Source organism: Pseudomonas sp. URIL14HWK12:I6, from assembly GCF_000514195.1.
GTDB classification, from domain to species: domain Bacteria; phylum Pseudomonadota; class Gammaproteobacteria; order Pseudomonadales; family Pseudomonadaceae; genus Aquipseudomonas; species Aquipseudomonas putida_A.
Map to the genome: position 1 here is coordinate 25,485 of NZ_AZVL01000021.1, position 23,460 is coordinate 48,944.

A 23,460-nucleotide genomic window follows, 5' to 3' on the forward strand; every position below is an offset into this window, starting at 1 on the left:
GTGGATGAGGTGCTGCAAATTCATACAACCACCTCATCACGGTCGGCATCGGTCTTGCCAAAGCGCCGACCGAGGCGGTCGAAATACAGGTAGATCACCGGCGTGGTGAACAGGGTCAGCACCTGGCTCACCAGCAAGCCGCCGACCATCACCAGACCCAGTGGTTGACGCAACTCAGCCCCGGAACCGGTGGCGAGCATCAACGGCACCGCGCCGAACAGCGCCGCTAGAGTGGTCATCAGAATCGGCCGGAAGCGCAGCAGCGCCGCCTGATAGATCGCCTGCTCCGGCGCCATGCCCTGGGTGCGTTCGGCGTCGAGGGCGAAGTCGATCATCATGATCGCGTTTTTCTTGACGATACCGATCAGCAGGATGATGCCGATGATCGCGATCATCCCCAGATCGTTGCCGCTGAGCAGCAACGCGAGCAAGGCACCCACCGCCGCCGACGGCAGGGTCGAGAGAATGGTGATCGGGTGAATGTAACTTTCGTAAAGCACGCCGAGCACGATGTACATGGTCACCACCGCCGCCAGAATCAGCAGCAATGTGCTCGACAGCGACGCCTGGAACGCTTCGGCCGCACCCTGAAACTGGGTCTGCACGCCAATCGGCATGCCGATGTCCTTCTGCACCTGATCGATGATGTCCACCGCATGCCCCAGCGCCACACCAGGTGCGAGATTGAACGACATCATCACCGCCGGGAACTGGCCGATGTGGGTGATTGCCAGTTGCGCCTGACGCTCTTCGACATGGGCCAGGCTCGACAGGCGCACCTGCGCACCGTCAGTGGTCTTGACGTGAATCTGATCCAGCGCCGCCGGGCCGATCTTCTCCCCGGCCTGCGCCTGCAGCACCACGCGGTACTGGCTAGCCTGCGTATAAATGGTCGAGATCTGCCGCTGACCGAAGGCGTCATACAGCGCATCTGTGATGTTCTGCACCGAGACACCGAGGCGCGAAGCCGCATCGCGGTCGATCACCAGATAGACCTGCAGGCCTTTATCCTGCAAGTCGCTGGCAACGTCGGTCAGTTCCGGACGCTGGGCCAGGGCCTCGACCAGACGCCCGCTCCACTGGCTGAGCAGTTCGGCATCCGGTGAGGACATGCTGAACTGGTACTGGGTGCGGCTGACCCGATCCTCGATGGTCAGATCCTGCACCGGCTGCATGAACAGGCGGATACCGACCAGTTTGTCCAGTTGCGGTTGCAGGCGCGCGATCACCTCGGTGGCGCTCAGGTCACGCTGGCCGTGGGGTTTGAGGTTGATCAGCAAGCGACCGCTGTTGAGCGTGGCGTTGTCGCCGTCGACGCCGATGTAGGACGACAGGCTCTCGACCGCCGGATCTTCGAGAATCACCTTGGCCAGCGCCTGCTGGCGCTCGCCCATGGCCGCGAAGGAAATCGACTGCGGCGCTTCGGAGATGCCCTGGATCACCCCGGTGTCCTGCACCGGGAAGAAGCCCTTGGGCACCACCATATAAAGGAACACGGTCAGCGCCAGCGTACCGATAGCCACCAACAGGGTCAGCGGCTGGTGTTTGAGCACCCACTGCAACTTGCGCCCGTACGCGGCGATCATCCAGTCGATGAAGCCGCCGCTGGCCCGGTAGAAGCGGCCCTGCTCGTGGGCTTCCGGCTCACGTTTGAGCAAGCGCGCGCACATCATCGGCGTCAGGGTCAGCGAGACCACCAGGGAAATCAGGATCGCTACCGCCAGAGTGATGGCGAACTCGCGAAACAGTCGTCCGACCACGTCAGCCATGAACAGCAGCGGAATCAGTACCGCGATCAGCGACAGGGTCAGCGAAATGAGGGTAAAGCCGATCTGCTTCGCGCCTTTCAGCGCTGCCTGCATCGGGCTATCACCCTCCTCGATGAAACGCGCGATGTTTTCCAGCATCACGATCGCATCGTCGACCACAAAACCGGTGGCGATGGTCAGCGCCATCAAGGTCAGGTTGTTGACCGAGAAGCCGGCCAGGTACATCACGCCAAACGTACCGATCAGCGACAGCGGCACCGCAACCGACGGGATGATCGTCGCACTGGCACGCCGCAGAAACAGGAACGTCACCATCACCACCAATACAATGGCGATCAGCAGTTCGTGCTGCACGTCGGTGACCGAGGCGCGGATGGTCTGGGTGCGGTCGGTGAGCACGGTGACATCGAGCCCGGCCGGCAGGTTGTCGGTGATGCTCGGCAGCAACGCCTTGATCCGGTCGACCACCTCGATGACGTTGGCGCCTGGCTGACGCTGGATATTGAGCAGCACTGCCTGATTCTGGTTGGCCCACGCGGCGAGACGTTCGTTCTCCGCGCCGTCGACGATTTCCGCCACATCCTTCAGACGCAGCGGCGCGCCGTTCTTGTAGGCGAGAATCAGGTTGGCGTAGTCCTTGGGCGACGTCAGTTGGTCGTTAGCGTCGAGCATCGAGACCCGGGTCGGGCCGTCGAAGTTACCTTTCGGCTGGTTGACGTTGGACGCGCCAATCAGCGTGCGCACGTCTTCCAGGTTCAGGCTGTTCGCCGCGAGGGCTTCCGGGTTGACCTTGATCCGCACCGCCTGCCGCTGGCCGCCGGCAATGCTGACCATGCCGACGCCGCTGATCTGGGCGATCTTCTGCGCCATGCGCGTATCGACCAGATCATTGAGCTTGGGCAGGAGCATGGTTTTCGAGGTGATCGCCAGGGTCAGCACCGGGGTATCCGCCGGGTTGACCTTGTTGTACACCGGCGGCGCCGGCAAGTCGGTCGGCAGCAGGTTGGTCGCGGCGTTGATCGCGGCCTGCACCTGCTGTTCGGCGACGTCCATGTTGATGTCGAGGCTGAAGCGCAGGGTCAGCACCGAAGCGCCGCCGGAACTGGTCGAGGCCATTTGCGTCAGGCCCGGCATCTGCCCGAACTGACGTTCGAGCGGCGCGGTGACGGCACTGGTCATCACGTCCGGACTGGCGCCGGGGTACAGGGTCATGACGCGAATGGTCGGATAATCGACCTGCGGCAATGCCGAGACCGGCAGCAGGCGATAAGCAATCAGGCCGGCCAGCACAATGGCCAGCATGCTCAGGGTGGTGGCTACCGGACGGAGGATGAACAGCCGCGAAATGTTCATGCGCCCTTCTTGGCCTTGTCAGCCGCGGCTGCGTCCGGTGCACTGGCGGCGGGTTTGCCCTGCAGGTGCCCGGTCGGGGTGGTCGGCACGTCATTGCTGTCGTTGACCACTTCCACTTCGCTGCCTTCCTTCAGGCGGTCGGTGCCTTCCAGCACCACGCGATCGCCCGCGGCGAGGCCTTCGGTGACCACAGTGTTGGTGCCGTCACTGGCGCCGATCTTCAGTTGGCGGATGGTGACTTTCTTGTCGCCGTCCAACGCGTAAACGAACGTGCCGTTGGTGCCGAATTGAATCGCCGCCGACGGTGCCAGTACCACGCCTTTCAAGGTATCGGCCAGCAGATGGACGTTGACGAACTGATTGGGGAACAGCGACTGGTCGCGGTTATCGTAACGGGCCTTGAATTTCAGGGTGCCGGTGGCGACGTCAATCTGGTTGTCGAGGCTTTGCAGCACGCCGCTGGCCTGGATTTTGGTATCGCCGCGATCCCATGCCTCGGCCGGCAGTTTGGCGCCGCTGTGGTAGCGCGCCAATACGGTTTCGAGACTGTTTTCCGGCAGGGTGAAGACCACGCTGATCGGTTGGGTCTGAGTGATGACCGCAAGGAACGTGGTGTCGTTGGCGGCGACGAGGTTGCCGACGTCGACCTGACGCAGACCGACGCGACCGGCAATCGGTGCGCGGATCTTGGTGAATTCGAGATTGAGCTTGGCGTCGTTGACCGCTGCCTGATTGGTCTTGACCGTGCCCAGGTACTGGCCGACCAGCGCTTCGGCGGTGTCCAGGGTCTGCTTGGCGATGCTGTCTTCCTTGTACAGACCGCGATAACGCTCGACATCGACCTGAGCGTTTTTCAACTGCGCCTGATTCTGCAGCAAGGTGCCTTCAGCCTGGAGCAAGGCGTTCTGGTACGGACGCGGATCGATCTCTGCCAGCAGGTCGCCAGCCTTGACCATCTGCCCTTCCTCGAAGTTGATCTTCACCAGTTCACCGCCGACCCGGCTGCGCACATTGATGGTGTTGAGCGCGGTCACCGTGCCCAGTGCCTTGTAATACAGCGGGAAGTCCCCCGTGACCGCCGGCGCCACCCGCACCGGAATCGGCCCGGCCGCGCCGCCGAAGCCCGGCCGCATCATCCCCGAACGTCCGGCGTGGCCGCTCGCCGCCTTGTCGGCGCCCTCCTTGTGGGCCGAACCGGCGGGCCAGAATTTCCAGCACAGGACGGCGATGACCAACAGGACGAGCAGGCTGATCAGCCAGCGACGGGAGTTGCGAGGGGACGATTGCATGGATTGATTAACCATTGGGCGCGTGGGCTTCTTTTACGGGAGGCTGAACGATAAGCACTGATCGGATTTAAGCAAAGCAGCTTTACCGGCAATTTACCTTCAACTTACGTTTCAAGGTGTGAGGCAAAACACTGATACACAAATGAAAACGGCCTGGACAGGGCCAGGCCGTTAACAATTGTAAAAGCGCTTATTTCAGAACGGCGAGTGCTGCGTCGTAGTTCGGCTCTTCAGCGATTTCCTTGACCAGCTCGCTGTGCAGCACGTTGTCGTTCTCGTCCAGCACCACCACGGCGCGGGCGGTCAGGCCTTTGAGCGGGCCTTCAGCGATGGCTACGCCGTAGTTTTCGATGAATTCGGCACCGCGCAGGGTCGACAGGTTCTGCACGTTTTCCAGGCCTTCGGCGCCACAGAAACGGGCTTGGGCGAATGGCAGGTCAGCCGAGATGCACAGCACCACGGTGTTGGCCAGTTCGTTGGCCTGAGCGTTGAACTTGCGCACCGAGGTGGCGCAGGTCGGGGTATCAACGCTTGGGAAGATGTTCAGCACTTTGCGCTTGCCGGCGAAGTCTTTCAGGGTGACGTCGGACAGATTGCCGGCAACCAGGGAAAAGGCTGGCGCCTTGGAACCGGCTTGTGGCAACTGGCCGTTGACTTGAACCGGGTTGCCCTTGAGGGTGACTTGAGCCATGACTTTAGTCCTTCTTAACGTGGTTATTGAGCATGCAAGAGGCCGAAGTTAACCACGAAATTGTCCGACGACCTATGCCCTGACTGAAAATTGTCAGGGGCCTGCGCAAAAAATTGTATACAACCCACCTCTCCTGTAGGAGCTGCCGCAGGCTGCGATCTTTTCATCAAGATCAAAAGATCACAGCTTCGTTTCACTGACAGCTAAAAGAATTGGTCAGTCGGGCATGGATCGGATGATGTCGGCAAGATCATCCTTGGTTATTTCATTGGCCTTGATAGCAGCGGCAATATCGGTTTTGGAGAGCGGAAACCGTTTGAAAATTTCTTTCAAGGTTTCCTCATCAACATTGGTCAGCCACAGCGGATCTATAAATGAACCGCCATACTCAGGCTTCATGGGTACTTCTTCGTGTGCAATTGCACCTTTATGATTGAGATACACCACATAACGGTCATGCCCTTCAGGAAAGCTTTTATCGTGATAAAGGGTAGTACCCAAAGGCAGGACATAGTAATTCTCGTCGCCATTTGGCCCTTCAATCAGCAACGGTTCTTTAGTTTTGAGCATTTTCATATTGTGTCCCTTCGCAATATCGCCAAAAATCAGAAAAGCCAAAAAAATCGCATTGACGGATAAAACTGCCACCAGCCATAGGCCAAGACGTCTATTTGTAAACATTTTTCTTATCATGGGGGGCCTCGGTATTCGCTTCGAGCATGGCTTGTAAATCCGCAGGCATGAAAATACCGTCCTTCGGACTACTTTGCGTACGCGCTGCCTGTCTTTCGATGAAAGAAAGACCTCGCATCTCATTGAATTTCGCCGGGTTCTGCACAATTGACTTTCCCGAAACCTTTGCTCCTGCAATTGTCACGGTTGTGCAGTTATTCGTGGTCGGATGATAGGTGTAACTCCACTGAATAGTCGGAGCTGCCCCCTTCGGTTTCCGGACGAAGAGGTGGCAGCTGTACGCAGGTTGGAAACCCGGGCAGCGGCGACCCGGACGACCCGAAGGTCCCCCGCGCACAGCCGCCATAACGGAGTGCACACATTCGAAGTGCGCAAGGATACGTTATGAAAGGCGTGTACGCGCCACTAATACCCATCGGGGTTTCCAGTCCCGGTCGCTGAATTGGCAGCGACGAGCACAGGCTAGAGACCCGACGTCCGACGGACAACCTGAAAACCTGGTGGGAACGTTCCGCAAAATCGAAACAACGTTTAAACATCCTGAATTGAAATATGCACGGGGAGCTGCCGAAGGCTGCAATCTTTTGATATTGGTTTTTAACGACAAGATCAAAAGATCGCAGCCTGCGGCAGCTCCTACCTTGGCAGTGCAGCGTGTCGGATTGCGTTTGTTAAAGCGCAGCTTTGCGTCTTTTATTCAGACACCTGTCGATTCATGCGCGGCCCATTCGACTAAACCATGAATCCCCCCATTCCCTGGAGAAACCACCATGCGATTCATGATCCTTGTCAAAGCCAGCGCCGACTCCGAAGCCGGCATCATGCCCAGTGAAGAGCTGATCACCGCCATGGGCAACTTCAACGAAGAACTGGTCAAGGCCGGCATCCTCATCGACGCCGATGGCCTGCACCCGAGCAGCAAAGGCGCCCGCGTGCATTTCTCCGGCGACAAACGCACCGTCATCGACGGCCCGTTCATCGAGACCAAGGAGCTGGTGGCCGGCTACTGGATCTGGGAAGTGAAATCGAAAGAAGAAGCCATCGAATGGGTCAAGCGCTGCCCAAACCCCATGCCGGGCGACTCTGATATCGAAATCCGCCAGATCTTCTCTGCCGAAGATTTCGGCGCCGAATTCACCCCCGAAGCCCGAGCGCAGGAAGAGCGGATCCGCGAACAAGCAAAGAAAAACGGATAAACCCTGCCCCTGTAGGAGCTGCCGCAGGCTGCGATCTTTTGACGTTGACCTTAAAGAGCAAAATCAAAAGATCGCAGCCTGCGGCAGCTCCTACAGGGGCGAAAAATCTTGACGCCCACCTTTAATGTGACTCTGTAGACAAAACCAAAGAATTAATCCCTTCGACTGGCTAACTCCCCATTAGCTGCTAGCGTCATTCAGACGTGTCCTACAGGCTTGATAAGAAAGGGAATACGTCCAACGGCCGAGAAGCGCCGGGACGTCCATGCAGTAGCCACCAGGGAAACGGGGATCATGTCGAAAAAACTGGGGATTCACGCCTTGCTGCTGGCGAGTTCGCTGGCGCCTGTGTTTTGTGCTCTGGCGAATAACGCCGAAGAGGCCAACAAAAGCAACAACCCGCTGAACCTGGCGCCCGGCGCCAACCTGCAGGATTACTACACACCGAAGCTGTTCGACAGCAACCTGCACACCAACGATGCTTTGCTGCGCGGCACGTTGCCGATTGCGCCCAACGATGTCATCGGCGTGCCGCAGTTGTTGCGCGCAACCATGCCGATCAGCACCCGCCCCGATCCGCACGGCGGCTACAGCACCGGCATCGGCGATCTCAATCTGTTCGACATTTTCCTGCTCAAGACCGACGGCGTGCAGTTGGGCATCGGCCCGCAGATCACCGCGCCGACCGCTGCCGAGGATGAATTGGGCACCGGTAAATGGCAGGCCGGCCTCGCTGCGGTAGCGATCGATTCGTCGCCGCGCGGCTTGCTCGGTGCGCTGGTGCAGTACCAGAGCTCGTTCGCCGGCGACCACGACCGTGCCCACGTCGAAACCGCAACCATGCAGCCGTTCATCATCCATAACCTGGAAAAAGGCTGGTATCTGCGCTCCACCGGCACCTGGACCTTCGACCTGAAGAACAACACCCACTACATCCCGATCGGGCTGGGTGCGGGCAAGGTCTGGAAGTCCGGCAGCAACATTCTCAACGCCTTCCTCGAACCGCAGTGGACCGTCGAACGCAAAGGCGATGGCGTGCCGCAGTTCACCCTGTTCGCCGGGATCAACGTGACATTCGGAAAATAAGGAAATACCCATGCACATTGCTTTGCGCGCGGCCGGTTTCAGTCTGATGACCCTGTTCGCCAGCTGCGGCGTCGGTGCTCAGGGTTTCAGCGCCAGCCCCGAAGAAGCCCGAGGCATCGCCAAGGACGCTTATCTGTATGGCTTCCCGGTCGTGGAGATGTACAAGACCCTCTACACCCAGGCCGTGGACAGCAAGAGCCCGAACTTCAAGGCACCGTTCAACCAGATCGGCAATACCGCCAAGGCCTTCACCGCCAAGGACACCGCGTTCGTCACGCCGAACGCCGACACGCCCTACTCGTTCGTCTGGATGGACTTGCGCAGCGAACCGCTGATCCTGACCTTGCCGCCGATCGAAGAGCACCGTTATTACTCGGTACAACTGATCGACGCCTACACGCAGAACTTCGCTTATCTGGGCACCCGCAGCACCGGGAATAACGGTGGCCATTTCATGATCGCCGGGCCTGACTGGCAGGGTCAGCAGCCGATCAACATCGACCGCCTGGTGCGCAGCGAAAGCAACATCGCCTACGCGCTGTACCGCACGCAGCTGTTCGACGAAAAAGATCTGGGCAAGGTCAGGCAGATCCAGAAAGGCTACAAGGTCGAGCCGCTGAGCAAATACGTGAAACAGAAAGCTCCGGCGCCAGCACCGAAAGTCAGTTGGCCGAAACCGACGCCGACCATGAGCGAAACGCCGGAGCTGTTTCGCTACCTGAACTTCATGCTCGCCTTCACTCCGCCGCAGGACGTCGAAAAAGACCTGCTCGCGCGCTTCGCCAAAATCGGCATCGGTGCCGGTCAGCCATTCGACCTGAAACAGCTCAGCGCCGAGCAACGCAAGGCCCTTGAAGACGGCATCAGTGATGCCAAAGCGGAATTCGCCGCGTTCAAGAAAGACAAGGTCGACACGCACGAAATCAGCAGTGGTGACCTGTTTGGCACCCGCGATCACCTCAAGGGCAATTACCTGTATCGCTACGCCGGCGCCAACATGAGCATTTTCGGCAACTCTGCCGAAGAGGCGAACTACATCGGTTATTTCGTCGACAAGGACGGCCAGCCGGTCGACGCGGCGAAACACGACTACACCCTGCATTTCGACAAAGGCGCCCTGCCCCCGGCCGACGCCTTCTGGTCGCTGACCATGTATGACGGCAAGAGCAAATTGCTGGTGGCCAACCCGCTCAATCGCTACCTGATCAACTCGCGGATGCTGCCCGACTTGAAGCTCGATGCCGACGGCGGGCTGACCCTCTACGTGCAGCACAAAAATCCCGGCAAGGACAAGCAGGCCAACTGGCTGCCGGCACCGAACGGGCCGTTCTACGGCGTGTTGCGCCTGTACCTGCCGAAGCCGGAAGTGGCCAGCGGCGAATGGAAGATGCCGCTGCTCAACCCGGTCAACTCAAAACAATAAACGGAGCCAGTGATGGTCAAGCCTTACGTTGTGCGTCCGCTGCTGGCGCTGTGCATGATCGGCAGTACTCAACTCTATGCAGCTGAAGGTGGCGTGGGCCGGCCAATCACCGGGCAACAGGTGTATTCCAACGCCGGGATCATCCCGCCCGAACCGGGCTGGGTAGTCTCGGTCACCAGCATCTGGTACGACGGATCGCTCAAGGGCAGTCGCGGCGCGCCGATTTCCGGTGAAGTCAGTGCCGGGATCGACATGAAAGTGTCCTACACCATGACCAACCTGACGCACATCTGGGACACCGGCAAAGGCCCATGGAACTTCGCCTCGGCAATCGGCGTTCCAGTGCAGTACACCGACATTGACGCAGCCATCACCGGCCCGCGCGGACGCACCCTCGGCACCAGCGATTCCGGGACTCAGTTCGCCGACGCGCTGGTCACCCCGATTGCCGCCGGCTACCACTTCGACGAGTTGAACCACATCGCGTTCTCCCTGCCGATCTACGTGCCGACCGGCGCCTACAACGACAATCGCCTGGCCAACCCGGGGCAGAACAATTACACGTTCATGCCCACCGTGGCCTTCACCCATCTGGACGGCAAGGGTGGCGAGTTCACCCTGTCCAGTGGCCTGGAGTTCTACACCGAAAACACCGCCACCGATTACCGCAACGGCAATATTTTCACCCTCGACGCCTTGTGGACTCATGGCTTCGGCAGTGGCTGGAGCGCCGGTCTGGCGGCGGGTTATATCCAGCAAATCACCGACGACAAGGGGCAGACCGCCGACAGCCTGAATGGCTTCCGTGGACGCTCCGTCGGCGCCGGGCCGGTGGTCGCCTGGGCCGGAAAATTCGCTGACGCTCAGGCCAACATCAGTGCGCGTTGGGTGCCGGAGTTCGACACCAAGAACCGCCCTGAAGGCAACGGAATTGCCGTCAACATGACCCTGGCGTTTTTTTAGACCGGCCACAAAGGACTGTCCCATGACCACGCTCACCGACCTCAATGCCCTGCAAGCGAGCATCGCCGAAGCCGTACTCGGCCAGGATCAGGTCATTCGGCAGATCCTCCTTGGCCTGCTGGCCAACGGGCATTTGCTGCTCGAAAGCCTGCCGGGGCTGGCCAAGACGCGCACGGTCAAGGCGCTGGCCACGCATCTGGACGCGAAGATGAGCCGCATCCAGTTCACCCCCGACTTGCTGCCCTCGGACATCACCGGCGCCGAAGTGCTGCATCAGGTCGCCGGGCAAAACGAGATCCGCTTCCAGCCAGGCCCGCTGTTCGGCAATCTGATCCTCGCCGACGAGATCAACCGCGCCCCGGCCAAGGTGCAGGCGGCGCTGCTGGAAGCCATGGAGGAACGGCAGATTACCGTGGCCGGCACCAGCCATGTGCTGCCGGAGCTGTTCATTGTGGTCGCCACGCAAAACCCGATCGAGCAGGAAGGCACTTATCCGTTGCCGGAAGCGCAGATGGACCGGTTCCTGATGAAGGTGCTGCTGGATTACCCCAGCGCCGACAATGAAAGCCAGGTGCTGCGCCTGTTGCGCGCCGAGGAGTTTGCCCAGGGTGCGAACACCGCACCGGGCAAGGGCTTCAGCCTGTCACAGGAAGTGATTTTCGCTGCGCGCAAGGAGGTCAGCGCGGTGCACGTATCACCGGCCATCGACCGCTATCTGATCGACCTGATCAACGCCACTCGCCACCCGGCCGATTACGACGAAGACCTCGGACGCTGGATCAGCATCGGTGCCAGTCCCCGTGGCGGCATCGGCCTGGATCGTTGTGCGCGGGCCGACGCGTGGTTGCAGGGCCAGGATTTTGTTTCGCCGGATAACGTGCGCGCCGTGGTGCATCCGGTGCTGCGCCATCGCCTGCAATTGAGCTACGACGCGGTCGCGGATGGCGTGACTGCTGATCAGGTGCTCGACCGTTTGCTGGATAAAGTGGCGATTCCGGCGTGAACACGGACGGTCTGGTCTACGTGTCTCTGGCGCAATTGATGGCGCTGGAGTTCAAGGCCCGTGACCTGAGTTTTCTGGCGCGCCAGCCCCAGGGTAGCATCCTTGCCGGAAACCATGCCTCGCGCCTGCGTGGCCGTGGTTTGAACTTCGATGAGTTGCGCCGCTATCAGCCCGGTGATGATTTACGCCACCTCGACTGGCGCGCTTCCCTGCGTACAGGCAAACCGGTGGTTCGCACTTTTACTGAAGAACGCGATCGCCCGGCATTGGTCGTGGTCGATCAGCGCATGTCGATGTTCTTCGGCTCGCAACGCAGTTTCAAATCCGCCCTCGCCGCTGAACTGGCGGCACTGGCGGCGTGGATGGTGTTCAACGCCGGTGACCGGGTGGGCGGTCTGGTGTTCAACGATCAGCGCATCGACAGCATCGCGCCGTTGCGCAGCCGCAAACGGGTCGAGGCCTTGCTCAGCCACGTGGCGCAACAGAATCAGGCGCTGAACGCGGCCAATCCCGACGCCGAAGACGAGGACCAGTTGGACAAGGCCTTGCAGCGTTGCCTGGCGCTGGCCGGGCATGACCATTTGATCTGCATCGTCAGCGACTTCGCCGGGGCGGGTGAACGCACCTTGCAATTGATGCGGCAACTGCGCGCGCATAACGATGTAATTGCCCTGCAGGTCTACGATCCACTGGCCTTGAAGCTGCCGAGCGATGGTCGGTTGCTCGTTACACAGGGTCAGTTGCAGGTGGAACTGGCTGTCGAGAAACGCAGTGTGCATCAGCCATTGGGCGATTACCTCGGTGGCCGGCTCAAGGATGTCGCCACCCTGCTGCGTCGCAGTCAGGTGCCGTTGATGATGTTCAGCACCGCCGAAGACGCCCACGCGCAATTGCGCGCCGAGCTTGGCAAGTCTGCCGGCCCACGGCGATGAACCCGAATATCCCCGACATCAGCCAGCTCAAGGAGCTGAGCCTGCCGGTGCCGGTGAGTTATGCGCCGCAGACCTGGGGCTGGTGGCTGTTGCTGGCGTTGTTGGTTGTGCTGGCGTTGATGGTTGGCGTGCGGCGTTATGTGCAGTGGCGACGGGATCAGTATCGGCGCGAAGCGCTGGTGCGGCTGGCGCAGTTGCGTGAGCGCAGTGATGATCTCAATGCCCTGCGCGAGTTGCCCGAACTACTCAAACGCGTGGCCCTTTCGATGCCAACCCAATCCCGGAACAGGAACACAACCCCTGTGGGAGCGGGCTTGCTCGCGAAGGCGTCGGCACATCCAACATTGATGGCGCCTGACACAGCGCTTTCGCGAGCAAGCCCGCTCCCACAGAGTCCTGCGGCGCTGGGGAGAGATGAGTCGCAAGGGCTGGCGCAATTACGTAGGCGCAGTGCTGATCTCAATGCCCTGCGCGAGTTGCCCGAACTGCTCAAACGCGTGGCCCTTTCGATGCCAACCCAATCCCGAAACAGGAACACAACCCCTGTGGGAGCGGGCTTGCTCGCGAAGGCGTCGGCACATCCAACATTGATGGCGCCTGACACAGCGCTTTCGCGAGCAAGCCCGCTCCCACAGAGTCCTGCGGCGCTGGGGAAAGATGAGTGGCAAGCCTTTCTGCAGCAGCACTGCAAAACCAGGCTGCCCGACGACTTCAGCGCACAACTGGCCCTACTCGCCTACGCCCCCGACGCCACCTTGCGCGCCCTCCCCGCCGAACAGCGCCAGGCGCTGTTCGACACCTGCCAACATTGGGTGGAGCAGCACCATGTGGCAGCTTGATTACCCGTGGTTGTTGCTCCTGCTGCCATTGCCGTGGCTGACCTTGCGTTATCTACCGGCGTATCAGGAGGCGCGCAGCGCCGTGCGCGTGCCGTTTTTCGGCGCCATGAGCCGCGCCGTCGGGGAAGCGCCGAGCCGGGTCGGCAATCGTCAGAACCCCTGGCAAATGCTGCTCAATCTTCTGGTGTGGACGATGATCCTGCTCGCCGCCGCGCGCCCGGTGTTCGTCGAAAAGCCCATCGAACGCCAGCAACCGGTACGCGACCTGATGCTCGCCATCGACCTCTCGCAATCGATGGAGACTGAAGATTTCAGCAATGCCGATGGCCAGAAAATCAATCGCCTCGCCGCCGTCAAACAGGTGGTGCAAGGCTTCATCGCCAAGCGCAAGGATGACCGCATCGGTCTGATCGTGTTCGGCAGCGGCGCCTATCCGCAGGCACCCCTGACCCTCGACCACGCCAGCCTTGCGCTGTTGCTGGCCGACACTGGTATCGGCATGGCCGGGCCCAACACCGCCATCGGTGATGCCATCGGATTGAGCCTGAAGCTGCTCGACCAGGCGCACGAACAGCAAAAGGTGCTGATCCTGCTCACTGACGGCAACGACACCAGCAGCGCGATCACCCCCGACCACGCCGCGGAAATGGCCGCCAACAAAGGCGTGGTCATTCACACCATCGGCATCGGCGACCCGACGGCGTCCGGCGAGGCGCAGGTCAATCTGCGCGGGCTGCAACAGATCGCCCAAACCACTGGCGGGCAGTTCTTCCGCGCCGAAGATCGTACGGCACTGGATCAGGTCTACAGCACCCTCGATCGCCTCACGCCGCATCAAGTGAAAACCCTTAGCCATCAGCCGCAACGCGAGTTGTTTCATTGGCCGCTGGGCGCGGCGCTGACGCTGTTGGCGCTGTATCACCTCGGTGCCCTGCTGCGCCCGCGCCTGGCGCTGGCCCGCCAGCGGCAGGAGGCCTGAGATGGAGATCAATCTCAGCGACTTCCACTTTTTACGCCCGCTGTGGTTGCTGCTCGCGCTGTTCGCCGCGCTGCTGCCGCTGCTCTGGCGCCGCAGCCGCGACTTGCAACGGCGGCTGCGCAGCAACATCGCCGACCACTTGCTGCCGCACCTGCTGGTCACGCCAACGGATCAGCAGCGTCTGCGCCCGGTGCACTGGCTGTGCGCGGTGTTGGCACTCGGGGCGCTCGCCGCCGCCGGGCCGACCTGGGAGCAGGATCGCCCGGACTTTCTGCAGAATCGCGCGCCGCTGATCGTCGCCGTGGATCTGTCGCCATCGATGGACGCCAGCGACGTGCCACCGACGCGCCTGGAAGCGGCCAAGCACAAACTCCACGACCTGATTCAGCGTCGCGCCGGCGCCCGCACCGCACTGATCGCCTATGCCGGCAGCGCGCATCTGGTGTTGCCGCCGACCGACGATCCGGCGCTGCTCGACACCTTCATTCAGGCGCTGGGCACAGGTCTCATCGACAAACCGGGCAAGGACGTTAGCGCCGTCATCGAGCAGGCCAAACGCCTGCTCAGCGCCGAGCAAACCCCGGGCAGCCTGCTGTTGATCACCGACGGCGCTGACGTTGCACAGCTCGAGGGTCTCGGCAAACAACTCGACGACAGCCAATTGCAGGTACTGTTACTGGCGGTCGGCAACGCGGATGGCGGCGTGATTCAGGGCGCCAACGGCCAGCCGGCAGTCGACAGCAACGGGCGCCCGCTGCTCGGCCATTTCGATCCGGCGGGACTCAAAAAACTGGCCGCAGCTGTGGGCGCGCCGCTGGGCAGCCTCACCCTCGACGACGATGATCTGGACTGGATCGAGTTGCACGCCCAACAACACTTCCAGAGTGCCAGCGCCGAACAGCAGCAATTGCACTGGAAGGACGCCGGTTACTGGCTGTGCTGGCCTCTTCTATTGTTGGCGCTGCTCGGTGTGCGCAAGGGCTGGAGCGTCAACTGGGTACCGGCGCTGCTGTTGGCCACAAGCCTTGGCTGGCCTGCCGCACCCGCCCAGGCCAGCGCACTGACCGACGCGTTCTTCACCCGCGATCAGCAAGGGCGCTGGGCCGCCGAGCATGAGCATTGGCCGCAAGCGGCGGCGCTGTTTGTCGATCCGTACTGGAAAGGCGTCGCGGCCTATCATGCGGCGGACTACGACCTCGCACTGGCGAACTTTGCTCGACTGGACACGGCGCAAGCGTGGTTCTACCTGGGCAACATTTACGTACGGCGCTTCAAGTTCGATCAGGCGATTGCCGCCTACACCCAGGCCTTGCAGCGGCAACCGCAGTTCCCCGAAGCCACGGCCAATCTGGCGCTGGCGCAGGCGTTGCTCAAGGACACCGACAGCGCCGAGAAAAACGCTCCCGAGACCAAACCGGACGAAGTGAAATTCGACAAGGCGCCGGGCAAGGGCCAGAGCAAAAAGGTCGAGACTGAACAAGCGACGTCCGATGCGTTGTGGTTGCAGAACCTGAGCACCTCGCCGGCGAAGTTTCTCAAGCAGAAATTCAGTTTGCAGGATCAGTCGGGGGCCAGGCCATGAACCGGGTTGGCTTCATCGCTGGCAAGCCAGCTCCCACAAGGTTTTGCGCTGTTAACTCGATTGGCGAAAACACAGACACCCCCTGTGGGAGCTGGCTTGCCAGCGATGAGGCCAGATCTGCCAGCAAAAAAATCTGCACCTTGCTCATGACCGGCTTGCTCAGCCTGAATGCCTCTGCCGCCGAACCCCAACTGAAAATCCAGGCGCACCTGCAACCCGCCGAAGGCGCGATGGTCGGCGGTCTGGTCGAGCTGCAAATCGACGTGCTCACCGACACCTGGTTCACCAGCGCCGCCACCCTGCCCGAACTGAAACTCGACGGCGCCCTGGTCACGCCGCCGGACGGCCAGGCCCAACACCTGAATCAGACCATCGACGGGCAATCTTTCAGCGGCTTGCGCTACAGCTACCTGATCACCCCGAATGTCGCCCGCCGCTTCGATATTCCGCCGTTGACGGTCAGTGCGACACCGGGTCAGGCCAGCACAGCGATCAGCGCACACAGCCAGCCATTGCACTTCAGCGCCACCCAGCCACCCGGTTTCAAACCCGGAGAAACGCCGCTGGTGGCCAGCGGTGTGCGCCTGAGCCAAAGCCTGACCAACTCGGCAACCCCGTTGAAAACCGGTGACAGCATCACCCGGCAACTGCTCCTGCAAGCCGATGGCGCACTGGCGATGGCGCTCCCGGTTCCGCCATTGGCTGACGTGGCCGGCCTGAGTCGTTACCTGCAGGCCCCACAAGTCACCCGCCTGGATGACGGCCGCGGCAACGTGCTCGGCGGTCAGCGGATCGACGCCGTCATCTACCGCATCGACAAGGCTGGCGCCTACACCCTGCCGGCCATCGCGGTGAAATGGTGGGACGTCAAAACGCAGCAGAGCCGCATTGCGCAAGTGCCGGCAGTGACCTTCGAAGCCGCAGCCAACAGCGCCTACAAACCGGTGTTTTCGATCACCGACGATCTCCAGCAGCTCGGCCGCAACAACCCGCATTTTTCCACGCGCTGGTTGCTGTGGCTGGCGCTGCTCGCCGTGTGCATTGGCGTCGGTTATTGGCTGCGTCCGGCGCTGTTGCGTGCACGGCACCAATGGCAGGCGCGCAAGTACGCGCGGCAACTGGCCTGGGAGCAATCGGCGGACTTCGCCTGGCAGCAGATCAACCCGCAGCTGCAGGCACAACCGGCGCAATTGAGCGCCTTGTATCTGTGGCTGCGGCGCAGTCGCCTCGGGCTGCAACTGGTGAATGCCGGCCCGCGCCTGCAAGGCCTGTTGCGCGGGCTTTATGGACGTGATCCACAGACTGCACAAACACTCGCTCAACTGCATGAATCGTTGACTACGCTTCACAGTCAGGCCGAACAACAGCAGCGCAAACCGGCCCCGGCCCTGCGCCCGCTCAACCCCGTTCATGAAAGGGATTTCCCATGACCCATCCACCGCAGCAGCGTCAACGTTTCAGCCTTGCGCTGGTGTTTGCGCTGGCATTGCCACTGCTGGCCCAGGCCAGCGAGCCACTGCCGTCATGGAACGACGGCCCGGCCAAAAAACACATCATCGAGTTTGTGCAAGCGGTCACCGATCAGTCCGGCAAAGATTTCGTCAAACCCGCCGATCGCATTGCCGTGTTCGACAACGACGGCACCCTGTGGAGCGAGCAGCCGGTGTATTTCGAGTTGCTGTTCGCCCTCGATGAGGTCAAGCGCAATGCGCCGCAGCACCCGGAATGGAAAACCACCCAGCCATTCAAAGCCGTGCTGGAAAATGATCATAAGGCACTGGCCGCCGCCGGCATGGACGGGATTATCAAGATCTTCGGCGCCACCCACACCGGCATGACCACCGAGGCTTTCGACGACTACGCCAAGACCTGGCTGAGTCAGGCCCGACATCCGAAGACCGGCAAGCCCTACACCGAAATGATCTTCCAGCCGATGCTGGAAATGCTCGACTACCTGCGCAGCCAGGACTTCAAAACCTACATCGTTTCCGGCGGCGACACCGCGTTCATGCGCGCCTTTGCCGAGAAGGTCTACGGCATCCCGCCGGAACAGGTGATCGGCACCACGTTCGTCACCGCGTTCCAGTTCAAGGACGGCCAGGCCTCGATCCTGCGCACCCGGAAACTGGCACACAACGACGACGGCCCGGGCAAACCGGAGAGCATTGATGCAGTGATCGGCAAACGGCCGATCCTCGCGATCGGCAATTCCGACGGCGACCTGCAAATGCTGCAGTGGACCGCCGCCGGCCCCGGCAAACGCTTCATGGGGCTGGTGCACCACACCGACGCCAGACGCGAGTGGGCCTACGACCGAAAATCCGATATCGGGCGACTCGACAAAGCCCTCGACGAAGCGAATTCCCGTGGCTGGACCGTGGTGGACATGACGACCGAATGGCGCCGGATCTACCCGTTCGATCCACCGGCAACCGGGCAGGTGCAATAAGAAAAAGCGTGATGCAGGACTGCAAGAAACGTAAGTCGCAACAACGACCCCCGCGATAAGGAGCAAGTCAGATGACTCGCATACGCAAGTGGCTACCGAAACTCGCCCTGGTGGCAACCTCGGTGATGGCGCTGTCGGCAACCGCCACAGCGGCTGAGAAACCCAACATTCTGGTGATCTTCGGCGACGATATCGGCCAGACCAACATCAGCGCCTACTCCATGGGCGTGGTGGGCTACAAGACCCCGAACATCGACCGGATTGCCAAAGAAGGCATGATGTTCACCGACTATTACGCGGAGAACAGCTGCACCGCCGGACGATCCTCGTTCATCACCGGCCAGACGCCGCTGCGTACCGGCCTGTCGAAAGTCGGTGCGCCGGGAGCGACTGTCGGCCTGCAAAAGCGCGATATCACCATCGCTCAGGCGCTCAAGTCTCAGGGATACGCCACCGGCCAGTTCGGTAAGAACCACCTTGGGGACAAAGATGAATACCTGCCGACCAACCATGGTTTCGACGAATTCTTCGGCAACCTTTATCACCTGAACGCCGAAGAAGAACCCGAACGCCCCTACTGGCCCAAGGATGACCCGGACTTTGTCAAAGCCAACTCGCCACGGGGCGTAATCCACAGTTTCGCCGACGGCAAGATCGAGGACACCGGCGCGCTGACCACCAAGCGCATGGAAACCATCGACGACGAAACCACCGCTGCCGCGCAAGCGTTCATCGAGAAACAGGCCAAGGCCGACAAGCCGTTCTTCGTCTGGATGAACACCACGCGCATGCACCTGTTCACCCACGTGCGTGACTCGATGAAGGGCCAGAGCGGCATGCCCGGCAACGAATACGCCGACGGCATGCTGGAACACGACGGAGATGTCGGCAAACTGCTCAAGACCCTCGACGACCTGAAAATCGCCGACAACACGATCGTGGTCTACACCACCGACAACGGCCCGAATCAGTTCTCATGGCCGGACGCAGCGACCACGCCGTTCCGTAACGAGAAAAACTCCAACTGGGAAGGCGCCTATCGGGTGCCGGCGATGGTTCGCTGGCCGGGCAAGATCAAGCCGGGTGAAGTGTCCAACGAGATGTTCTCGGGCCTGGACTGGTTCCCGACCTTGCTCGCGGCTGCCGGTGACGCCGAGGTCAAAGACAAGCTGCTCAAGGGCTGGGCGCCGACCTCCGGAGGCAACAACTTCAAAGTGCATCTGGACGGTTACAACCAGTTGCCCTACCTGACCGGCCAGCAACCCAACGGTGAACGCAAGGAGTTCTACTACTTCAACGACGACGGCATGCTGGTTTCAATGCGCTTTGGTAACTGGAAGGCCGTCTTCGCCGAGCAGCGAGCGCCGGGTGGTTTTGCGGTGTGGAGCAATCCGTTCACGCCCTTGCGCGTGCCCAAGATCTTCAACCTGAGAATGGACCCGTACGAGCGGGCCGACGTGGTTTCCGATCAATACTACGACTGGTCGACCAAAAACGTTTACCTGGTTGCCGTTGCGACAACCAAGGCAGCGCGCTTCCTGCAGACCTTCATCGAGTATCCGCCGAGCCAGAAACCGGCGAGCTTCAGCATCGACCAGATCCGTGCTGCGGTTGACGCGAAGATTGAAGAGAAAATGAAAGCGGCTCCGGCTGCGCAGTAAGACCGTTGAACTGCCGCCCGCCCGCAGGGGCGGGCGGCCCTGATTTTCACCTGAGACCGCGCCGGCCCATTCGCGAGCAGGCTCGCTCCCACACTGGACTTGCGTCCAATACAAATCCCCTGTGGGAGCGAGCCTGCTCGCGAAGAGGCCGGCACCGACACAGCATTTTCCGAATTGAAATAAGGCAATCCGCATGTCCTCACGTATCGCCAGCAAGCCGTCGGCCATACCCACCACTCAAGCCGCCACCCCGGCGCTGCTGATCCCCGCCCTGCTGTTGTGCATCTCCGGCGCCGCCGCGCTGGTGTATCAGGTGCTGTGGATCAAGCAGTTGTCGCTGGTGGTCGGCGTCGAGGTCTATGCCATCACCACCGGCATCAGCGCGTTTTTTGCCGGGCTGGCCATTGGCGGCTGGCTGTTCGGGCGCTGGGCTGATCGCTTTCAGCAACCGGTGCTGCTTTACGCCGGGCTGGAAGTGTTGGTGGCGATTCTTGGTGTTGGCACCACGGTTGCGATGAGCCTGGCGGCGAGCCCGTTTGCCTGGTTGCAAGGTCATGTCGGCCTTCTCGCCTGGTGCTTGCCGTTCACGCTGGTGGGGATTCCGGCGGTGTTGATGGGCGGCACGCTCCCGGTATTGGTGCGCTCGCTGGCCGCGGATCCGGGCAGGGCCGGCGGTCAGCTGTATGCGGCCAACACCCTCGGCGCGATTGTCGGCACCCTGCTCGCCGCGTTCGTGCTGATCGCCACCCTCGGCGTGCGCGGCAGTTCGCTGTTTGCCGCAATGCTCAATCTGCTGGCCGCAGCCGCTGCGCTGTGGTTGCAACGTCAGCAGCCGACGCCGGTGGCGGCTGAGGTCAAACATCACACCGAGAAAGCCGCGGACCGCACCGCACTGTGGCTGTACTCCATCGCCGGCGGCGTGGCGCTGGGGTATGAAGTGGTCTGGTCGCAGTCGATCGTGCAGTTCATGAGCACCCGCACCTACGCGTTCGCCGTGGTGCTCGCGACGTACCTGACCGGGCTGTTCATCGGCAGCGCCCTGCTTGCCCGCCGCGTCGAGCGCATTCGCGATCCGTGGGGCGTGTTCGGACTGTTGATTGCCGGTGCCGGGCTGATTGCCTTGCTGGAAATCGCCCTGCTCGGTCGCTGGCTGGTAGGGGCGCAAAGTCACGCCGAGAGCTGGGTGCTGGCCTTGGGCGCCAGCGAGCTGGCTGGCATGAGCGCACGGTTTGCGGTGGCGGCGCTGAGCATCGTGTTTGTGCCGACGCTTTTGCTCGGCGCGGCGTTTCCGCTGGCGCTGCGCTTGAGTGTGGGGCGTGAACGCGTCGGTCGCGATGTCGGGGCCGTGGTCGCGTTCAATACCCTGGGCGGAATTATCGGGGTGATGCTCTGCGGTTTCCTGCTGATCCCGCTACTGGGGCTGGTGCGCACGCTGGGCTTGCTGGCGATCATCGCGGCCGGCATCGGCTACGTGGCCGTGCGCAAGGGCCACCACGTCAAAAAAGGCCGGCGTCAGGCGGTGGTCGCGCTGGGGCTGGTGTCGATTGCGTTCGCTGTGCTGACGCCGGTCGACAAACTTGCCAGTCTGTTGCCCGGTGCGCGCAACGGCACGCTGGCGTTCTACGAAGAAGGTCGTGGCGGCACCGTGGCGGTGGTCGCTCAGGGCCGTGGTGAGAACAGCTTCCACCGCCTGTACATTCAAGGCGTGTCCAATACCGGCGATGCCATGCCGTCGCTGCGCTACATGCGCATCCAGGCCCTGTTGCCGTTGCTGATCCACAACGGCGAGCCACGTTCGACACTGGTGATCGGTTTCGGCACCGGGATCACCGCCGGCGCCCTGCTGCGCTATCCGGGGCTGGAACACAGGGTGGTCGCCGAACTGCTGCCATCGGTGGTCAAGGCCGCGCCTCTGTTCAAGGGCAACTTCAACGCCGCCAACGATCCCGGCGTCGAAGTACGCCTGCGCGATGGTCGTCAGGAACTATTGCGCAGTCCGCAGACCTATGACCTGATCACCCTCGAACCGCCACCGCCGTCGGCGGCCGGCGTGGTCAATCTGTACTCCCGCGACTTTTATCAACTGGCAGCCAGTCGTCTTGAACAACAAGGCATCGTCGCGCAATGGCTGCCGTTGCCGACCCAAAACATTGATGACTCTCGCTCACTGGTGCGCAGCTTCCTCGACGTGTTCCCGTATGCCTCGCTGTGGACCAGCGAGTTCCACGAGATGCTGCTGGTCGGTTCGCAGCAGCCGATGGAACTGGACGCGGCGAAAATCACCGAGCGCTTCCAGCAAGCCAGCGTACGCAGCGCTTTGCAGGATGTCGGGATTGGCTCGGCACCAGCGTTGCTCGCGACCTGGGTCACCGACCGCGCAGGCCTTGAACGCTTTGCCGCAAACGCGCCGGCGGTGACGGACGATCAGCCCCGAATCGAATACGCGCCGTGGGTGCGCAGCAAGGAAATCACCCGGGTGCTGCCAGCGCTGCTGGATCTGTATGTGCCGCCACCGCTGGTGAATGCCGATACCGGGTTCACTGAGCGAATGGAGACCCACCGCCAGCGTCTGCTGCAGTTCTACCGCGCGAGCCTGCATGCGTATGACGGGGATCGGGATGCCTGGGGGCGGGATATGCGTGAAGTGATGCGTTGGGATGGCGGCAACCCGTACTTCCGCTGGTTTACCGGGCAGTAATGGGGTGCCTGAAAGACCGCTTTCGCGAGCAAGCCCGCTCCCCACAGGGGATCTACAGTGGACACAGGCTGAGTGTCCGGCGCAGATCTCAAGGTGGGAGCGGGCTTGCTCGCGAATGGGCCTACGCCTCGCTGGATTATTTGGAGCTGGCCTTGAGCTTCAGGTACATCTGATGCATGTCATTGGCCCAGCCATCAATCACCGGTTTGACGTCGGTGGCCTTCATCGCCTGCGTGTCATTTTCCAGTGGTTTGCCGGTGCCTTTGCGCACCACTTGCGCCACCACTTTGTTGTTGCCGCCATCGAGGAACACCGCTTCGGTGGCCAGGGTGGTTTCCTGATCGCGAATACCGCTGGCGGTGCTGACCGCTGCGGCGACCAGAGCGACAGGGATCACTTCATACGCGTGCAGGCCTTCGGTCTTGCTGCTCACGGCAGTGATCGCCGCCCGCACCACTATCACCCCTGGGCCGGGGCCGTTGGCCAACGGCAGATCCTTGCTGATTTCACGCTTGAGCGCCTGGTCGTAATAGGAGGTGATGCCGTTGAGGGTCTGCTGCGAAATCTTCGCGGTCGGTTGTGGTTTTGGATAGAGCTGGGTCGGCTCGACGTACACGCTGGTGAACCTGCTGATGTCGACCTTCGGATCAATCCAGCGCATCACTTCGGCACCGGAAGGCGATTTGGCCTCCTTGAGCTGGCTGTAGTCCTTGAGAAAGCCGGAATACTCATCGGGAGCGACGGTTTTGCTGGAGCAACCCACCACGCCCAAGGTGGCGATGCAGAGGGTGCCCATCATTACTGCTAGCTTCATGCTGTAACTCCTGTCAGAAGGCCTGAATGTATTGCGTATG

18 protein-coding genes and 1 pseudogene are annotated in these 23,460 nt (G+C 61.3%); 14 read left to right on the forward strand and 5 right to left on the reverse strand.

The genetic code is table 11. From position 1 onward, the window contains the following. Positions 1-20: 20 nt before the first annotated feature. The 4 genes from H043_RS0122345 to H043_RS0122360 all read right to left on the reverse strand — a co-directional run bounded on the left by H043_RS0122345 (position 21) and on the right by H043_RS0122360 (position 5,795). A complete protein-coding gene (locus H043_RS0122345; RefSeq protein ID WP_027613730.1) occupies positions 21-3,122 on the reverse strand; it encodes an MdtB/MuxB family multidrug efflux RND transporter permease subunit in 3,102 nt (1,033 codons plus the stop codon). Beyond that, positions 3,119-4,426, reverse strand: a complete 1,308-nt coding sequence (locus tag H043_RS0122350) for an MdtA/MuxA family multidrug efflux RND transporter periplasmic adaptor subunit (RefSeq protein WP_027613731.1) — start codon at positions 4,424-4,426, stop codon at positions 3,119-3,121. Before H043_RS0122350 ends, H043_RS0122345 begins: the two co-directional genes overlap by 4 nt. A gap of 175 nt (positions 4,427-4,601) precedes the next feature. Continuing rightward, positions 4,602-5,102, reverse strand: a complete 501-nt coding sequence (tpx, locus tag H043_RS0122355) for a thiol peroxidase (RefSeq protein WP_027613732.1) — start codon at positions 5,100-5,102, stop codon at positions 4,602-4,604. A gap of 216 nt (positions 5,103-5,318) precedes the next feature. Then, a complete protein-coding gene (locus H043_RS0122360; protein ID WP_007969182.1) occupies positions 5,319-5,795 on the reverse strand; it encodes a hypothetical protein in 477 nt (158 codons plus the stop codon). Between the two features lie 770 nt (positions 5,796-6,565). Between H043_RS0122360 and H043_RS0122365 the strand changes: the two genes are divergently transcribed. The 14 genes and pseudogenes from H043_RS0122365 (at position 6,566) to H043_RS0122425 (ending at position 22,606) form a co-directional block, all read left to right on the forward strand. Then, positions 6,566-6,991, forward strand: a complete 426-nt coding sequence (locus H043_RS0122365) for a YciI family protein (RefSeq protein WP_027613733.1) — start codon at positions 6,566-6,568, stop codon at positions 6,989-6,991. A 294-nt stretch (positions 6,992-7,285) separates the two neighbouring features. After that, a complete protein-coding gene (locus H043_RS0122370; protein WP_027613734.1) occupies positions 7,286-8,077 on the forward strand; it encodes a hypothetical protein in 792 nt (263 codons plus the stop codon). Between the two features lie 46 nt (positions 8,078-8,123). Beyond that, positions 8,124-9,500 (forward strand): DUF1254 domain-containing protein, encoded by a 1,377-nt coding sequence (locus tag H043_RS0122375; RefSeq protein WP_256214453.1) that lies wholly within the window; start codon positions 8,124-8,126, stop codon positions 9,498-9,500. A 12-nt stretch (positions 9,501-9,512) separates the two neighbouring features. Then, positions 9,513-10,463 carry a transporter gene (locus tag H043_RS0122380; protein ID WP_027613736.1) on the forward strand — a complete coding sequence of 317 codons (951 nt, stop codon included), beginning with the start codon at positions 9,513-9,515 and terminating at the stop codon, positions 10,461-10,463. Between the two features lie 22 nt (positions 10,464-10,485). Next, the gene (locus tag H043_RS0122385; RefSeq protein WP_027613737.1) at positions 10,486-11,466 is read left to right on the forward strand and encodes a MoxR family ATPase; all 981 of its coding nucleotides are present in this window, start codon (positions 10,486-10,488) and stop codon (positions 11,464-11,466) included. Further along, on the forward strand, positions 11,463-12,398 hold the full coding sequence (locus H043_RS0122390) for a DUF58 domain-containing protein (RefSeq protein WP_027613738.1): 936 nt from the start codon (positions 11,463-11,465) through the stop codon (positions 12,396-12,398). The genes H043_RS0122385 and H043_RS0122390 overlap by 4 nt, the downstream gene beginning before the upstream one ends. Then, positions 12,395-12,823 (forward strand): annotated as a pseudogene (locus H043_RS30805) (DUF4381 domain-containing protein); the annotation flags it as partial. The gene H043_RS0122390 and the pseudogene H043_RS30805, both read left to right, overlap by 4 nt. A 165-nt stretch (positions 12,824-12,988) precedes the next feature. Beyond that, positions 12,989-13,237 (forward strand): DUF4381 family protein, encoded by a 249-nt coding sequence (locus H043_RS30810; protein WP_256214454.1) that lies wholly within the window; start codon positions 12,989-12,991, stop codon positions 13,235-13,237. Next, positions 13,224-14,216: a VWA domain-containing protein gene (locus H043_RS0122400; protein WP_027613740.1), complete on the forward strand. Its 993-nt coding sequence runs from the start codon at positions 13,224-13,226 to the stop codon at positions 14,214-14,216. The genes H043_RS30810 and H043_RS0122400 overlap by 14 nt, the downstream gene beginning before the upstream one ends. A gap of 1 nt (position 14,217) precedes the next feature. Continuing rightward, positions 14,218-15,798, forward strand: coding sequence for a VWA domain-containing protein (locus H043_RS0122405; RefSeq protein WP_027613741.1), 1,581 nt, complete (start codon positions 14,218-14,220; stop codon positions 15,796-15,798). Then, positions 15,795-17,228 carry a BatD family protein gene (locus H043_RS0122410; protein ID WP_027613742.1) on the forward strand — a complete coding sequence of 478 codons (1,434 nt, stop codon included), beginning with the start codon at positions 15,795-15,797 and terminating at the stop codon, positions 17,226-17,228. Before H043_RS0122405 ends, H043_RS0122410 begins: the two co-directional genes overlap by 4 nt. Then, the gene (locus H043_RS0122415) at positions 17,225-18,247 is read left to right on the forward strand and encodes an HAD family phosphatase (protein WP_027613743.1); all 1,023 of its coding nucleotides are present in this window, start codon (positions 17,225-17,227) and stop codon (positions 18,245-18,247) included. Before H043_RS0122410 ends, H043_RS0122415 begins: the two co-directional genes overlap by 4 nt. A 71-nt stretch (positions 18,248-18,318) precedes the next feature. Further along, on the forward strand, positions 18,319-19,908 hold the full coding sequence (locus H043_RS0122420) for an arylsulfatase (protein WP_027613744.1): 1,590 nt from the start codon (positions 18,319-18,321) through the stop codon (positions 19,906-19,908). Positions 19,909-20,101: 193 nt separating this feature from the next. Beyond that, a complete protein-coding gene (locus H043_RS0122425; RefSeq protein WP_027613745.1) occupies positions 20,102-22,606 on the forward strand; it encodes a fused MFS/spermidine synthase in 2,505 nt (834 codons plus the stop codon). A gap of 136 nt (positions 22,607-22,742) precedes the next feature. Here the strand turns inward: H043_RS0122425 and H043_RS0122430 are convergent, their stop codons facing one another. Beyond that, positions 22,743-23,420, reverse strand: coding sequence for a DUF3313 domain-containing protein (locus H043_RS0122430; protein ID WP_027613746.1), 678 nt, complete (start codon positions 23,418-23,420; stop codon positions 22,743-22,745). Between the last annotated feature and the right edge of the window lie 40 nt (positions 23,421-23,460).